The organism is Allofournierella massiliensis (genome assembly GCF_004345265.1).
Lineage (GTDB): Bacteria > Bacillota > Clostridia > Oscillospirales > Ruminococcaceae > Allofournierella > Allofournierella massiliensis.
This window is the reverse complement of record NZ_SLUM01000064.1, coordinates 1-3,995: the sequence shown is the minus strand read 5'-3', so window position 1 is coordinate 3,995 and position 3,995 is coordinate 1. Positions and strand designations below refer to the sequence as shown.

3 protein-coding genes are annotated in these 3,995 nt (G+C 59.4%); 1 reads left to right on the top strand and 2 read right to left on the bottom strand.

Going from position 1 to position 3,995, the window contains the following annotated elements:
- Nucleotides 1-116: 116 nt before the first annotated feature.
- Together EDD77_RS17790 and EDD77_RS17785 are read right to left on the bottom strand one after the other, a co-directional pair.
- Nucleotides 117-1,133: a transglutaminase domain-containing protein gene (locus EDD77_RS17790; protein ID WP_058965329.1), complete on the bottom strand. Its 1,017-nt coding sequence runs from the start codon at nucleotides 1,131-1,133 to the stop codon at nucleotides 117-119.
- An 11-nt stretch (nucleotides 1,134-1,144) separates the two neighbouring features.
- On the bottom strand, nucleotides 1,145-1,696 hold the full coding sequence (locus EDD77_RS17785) for a PadR family transcriptional regulator (protein ID WP_058965214.1): 552 nt from the start codon (nucleotides 1,694-1,696) through the stop codon (nucleotides 1,145-1,147).
- 155 nt (nucleotides 1,697-1,851) lie between these two features.
- On the opposite strand from EDD77_RS17785, the gene EDD77_RS17780 reads away from it, so the two are divergent.
- Nucleotides 1,852-3,846, top strand: coding sequence for an oxidoreductase (locus EDD77_RS17780; RefSeq protein ID WP_058965213.1), 1,995 nt, complete (start codon nucleotides 1,852-1,854; stop codon nucleotides 3,844-3,846).
- Nucleotides 3,847-3,995 lie beyond the last annotated feature (149 nt).

Below are 3,995 nucleotides of genomic sequence, written 5' to 3'. Positions count from 1 at the left end.
TTGGCGTTGCTCATTATGCACCTTTAGGTGCTGCTGGAATAATGGCCCTTATAGGGCCGTTCTGCAAACCCCACGTTCAACGTGGGGTTATGATTCTGTTTGAGCGTAACGGCAAATTACAGGGTTTCGCCCTCGTTGGCCTGTTCTTCGGTGAGCTCCTGCTCCGGGTTCTGGCTCACAAAGCTCACCTGAAACACCGCCTGGGGCCAGTTCAGCCCGATGCGGGGGTGCAGCTCCTTGCGCCGGGCGGCGGTTTCCAGTGTGGCAGTCAGCTCGGCCACAGTACTACGGGTCAGCGGCCCGCCCCGCCAGTGGAAGATCAGCGGCTGATTTTTCCGAATGGCCTGTGCCGTCCGCTTTTCCACGTCCTCAAGCTTTGTGAAGGAGAGCTTTTTCTCCCGGTAATAAAACCGGTCGTCAGCGGTGCAGGCGGGGGCAGGGTAGAGCAGGGGCTCGTGATCCCGCAGCAGCTTTTCATCGCTTAAATTGAAGTAGTCGTAGCGGATGGGCCCGGCCTTGCCCAGCGTGTTGTCGAAGGTGGCGTCCAGATGATAATACACCCCGTCCAGCTTCACGATGTTCCAGGCGTGGCGGTATTTAACCCCCTGTTCCGGGTTGGCCTCGGAAAGGGCCACCATGCACCAGACGCCCAGCGCGTCGCACAATGCCTTCACGGTCTTGGCAATGCCCTCGCATACACCAACGCCCTGCCCCAGCGGGCCGATGATCTCGTGGGAATAGGGCTTTTTCAGCTTGTCGTACCGCACATTCCGGCAGATGAAATCGTGCACGAACTGTTCCTTTTCCCGCTCGCTCATGTTCATGGCCGGGCGGGTGAGCTTCTGGACGCGGGCGGCCATGGCCTTCTGGTGCTCCTGAATCTTGCTCTTTTCAAACAGATATTCCGGCACCATTTCCACGCTGGAGGCCTGCGGGTAGTATCGGTAGGTGAAGCGCACGGCGTAGAAGATTTCCGGGTGATCCAGCCGCAGCTTCAAAAAGATTTCAGAAAGCTGCCCCGGCTCCAGCCGCGGCACGGGGAAGGCGGGGGCCATGGCCCGCAATCCGGTGAGCATGGCATGGTAGGCTGCCTGGCCGGATTTGCCCAGCTGATTATAATAGTAAGATTCCATGGCCGGGATGCTCACTTTCCATTTTCACAGTGTTCCAGCGTCTGGATGCAGTGCTCCAGCCACTGAACCATGGCGGTCTCACGCATCACTGCCCCTTCCAGCACCAGCCGGTCGCCGGTGGCGGAATCAAAGCGGCCGCTGTATGGTTCGGCCTGATCCAGAGAGCTCTGCAAAAATGCCAGCTTCTGCCGCCGGCGTTCCAGCTGGGCCCGGGTCAGCTCCAGAAGCCGGTCGCGGGAAATGTTGTCGCCAAAATACATCCGCAGCCGGAACACATCCTTGGGAGTAGGGGGCAGGGGTTCGTCCTGTTCCAGCCACTGGCGCAGGTCTGCCATACCCTCCGGGGTAATGCGATAGATCTTCTTCTCCAGACTCTCCCCCTTGATGGAGGTCTCGTATTGAATCAGGCCCTCGCCTGCCAGCCGCTTCAGCTCCGGATACAGCTGGCTGTGGCTGGCGTACCAGAAATTGGCCAGCCCCCGGTCGAATTCCTTCATCATATCGTAGCCGGTCAGCTCCCGGCGGCTGAGCATGCCCAGAATCGCATATTTCAACGTGCGCATGACGCCCTCCCTGTATCGGTCGTTTTTAATAAAATTATACCATAAATTTTGGAAGGAAAAACATGTAAAAGTTTATATGTCTATATTTACATGTTTTTGCAGCGGTGCTATAATAATGGCTGTTAACGTGAATCATTTAACAAGGAGGATCACAAATGTTTCCGTATGCAAATCTGTTCGAGAAAACCCGCATCGGCAGCTGTGAGCTGAAGAACCGCTTCGCCATGGCTCCCATGGGCCCGCTGGGTCTGGGCGACGCGGAAGGCGGCTTCAATCAGCGCGGCATCGACTATTACACCGAGCGTGCCAAAGGCGGCACCGGCCTGATCATCACCGGCGTTACCTTTGTGGACAATGAGGTGGAGGAGCACGCCATGCCCAGCTGCCCCTGCGCCACCTACAACCCGGTGCACTTTGTGCGCACCGCCCGCGAGATGACCGAGCGTATTCACGCTTACGGCGCGAAGGTGTTTTTGCAGCTGTCCGGCGGGTTTGGCCGTGTGACCATTCCCACCAACCTGGGCGAGTTCCCGCCGGTGGCCCCCTCCGCCATTCCGCACCGCTGGCTGAATAAGACCTGCCGCCCCCTCACCGTGGAGGAGATCCACTCCATCGTGAAGAAGTTTGGCGATGGCGCCTACAACGCCAAGCGTGCCGGTTTCGATGGTGTGCAGATCCACGCGGTGCACGAGGGTTACCTGATCGACCAGTTCGCCATTGCTCTGTTCAACAACCGCACCGACGAGTACGGCGGAAGCCTGGAAAACCGCCTGCGCTTTGCCAAGGAGATTGTGGAGGAGATCAAGGCCCGCTGCGGTCAGGATTTCCCGGTGGCCCTGCGTTACAGCCCCAAGAGCATGATGAAGGACTGGCGCGTCGGCGCGCTGCCCGGCGAGGAATTCAAGGAAGCCGGCCGCGATCTGGACGAGGGCGTGGAGGCTGCCAAGCTGCTGGTGGAATACGGCTACGACGCACTGGATGTGGATGTTGGCACCTACGATGCCTGGTGGTGGAACCATCCGCCCATGTATCAGGAAAAGGGCCTGTACCGCAAGTATGCCAAGCTGATGAAGGAAACCGTGAACGTGCCCATCCTGATGGCGGGCCGCATGGACAACCCGGAAATGGCCAGCGCCTGCATTGCGGACGGCACCTGTGACATCATCAGCCTGGGCCGCCCCCTGCTGGCAGACCCCGACTATGTGAACAAGCTGCGCGCCAACCGGTACGAATTCGTCCGGCCCTGCCTGTCCTGCCATGAGGGCTGCATGGGCCGCATTCAGGAATACTCCGCGCTGAACTGCGCCGTGAATCCCCAGGCCTGCCGCGAGCGGGATATGGCATACCAGCCCATCTGCCGCCCCAAGAAGGTGCTGATCGTGGGCGGTGGTGTGGCCGGCTGCGAGGCAGCCCGGGTGCTGGCCATCCGTGGCCATGAACCTCATCTGTTCGAGGCGGGCAGCCAGCTGGGCGGCAACCTGATTCCCGGTGGCGCTCCCGATTTCAAGGAGGATGACCACGCACTGGCAGCCTGGTACGGCCGTGAGCTGGAGTGCCTGAGCGTTCCCGTGACCCTGAACCATAAGGTCACTGCCGCTGAGGTGCTGGCTGGTGATTACGACGCTGTGATCGTTGCCACCGGTTCCACCCCCAAGGTGTTCTCTCTGGGCGACGACGCCAAAGTGCACACCGCGGCGGACGTGTTGAACGGCAAGGTAACCTGCGGCGACAGGGTGACCATCGTGGGCGGTGGTCTGGTCGGCTGCGAAACCGCCCTGTGGCTGGCAAAGCAGGGCAAGCAGGTGACCATTGTGGAAGCTCTGGACAAGCTGCTGGCAGTGAACGGCCCCCTGTGCCATGCCAACAGCGAGATGCTGGAGGCCCTGATCCCCTACAACAACATTCAGGTTGTGACCAGTGCCAAGGTGCAGCACTTCGAGAACGGCGTGCTCACTGCTCAGACTCCGGAGGGCGAATGCAAGCTGGAAGCCGACGACGTGATCCTCTGCGTGGGCTACAAGGAGGAGGACAGCCTGTATAAGGAGCTGGAGTTCGCCGTTCCCGAGCTGTATTGCCTGGGCGATGCCCGCAAGGTGGCCAACATCATGTACGCCATCTGGGATGCCTTTGAAGTGGCAAACCATCTGTGATCCATCCCGACTGAACCATAGAGCAAAGGCCTGCGCTTTTCAAAAAGCGCAGGCCTCAGCCTGTCGAAAAAGGCCACCTATCGGTGGTCTTTTTCTCGTATAAGGAAAGGGAATGCGGTATAATGGTGTGGGGTGATAAAAATGCTGGT

Bases quoted from the DNA above. Each gene is read 5' to 3' on its own strand.
- EDD77_RS17785 (WP_058965214.1), bottom strand. From the start codon at position 1,696: ATGCGCACGTTGAAATATGCGATTCTGGGCATGCTCAGCCGCCGGGAG.
- EDD77_RS17780 (WP_058965213.1), top strand. From the start codon at position 1,852: ATGTTTCCGTATGCAAATCTGTTCGAGAAAACCCGCATCGGCAGCTGT.
- EDD77_RS17790 (WP_058965329.1), bottom strand. From the start codon at position 1,133: ATGGAATCTTACTATTATAATCAGCTGGGCAAATCCGGCCAGGCAGCC.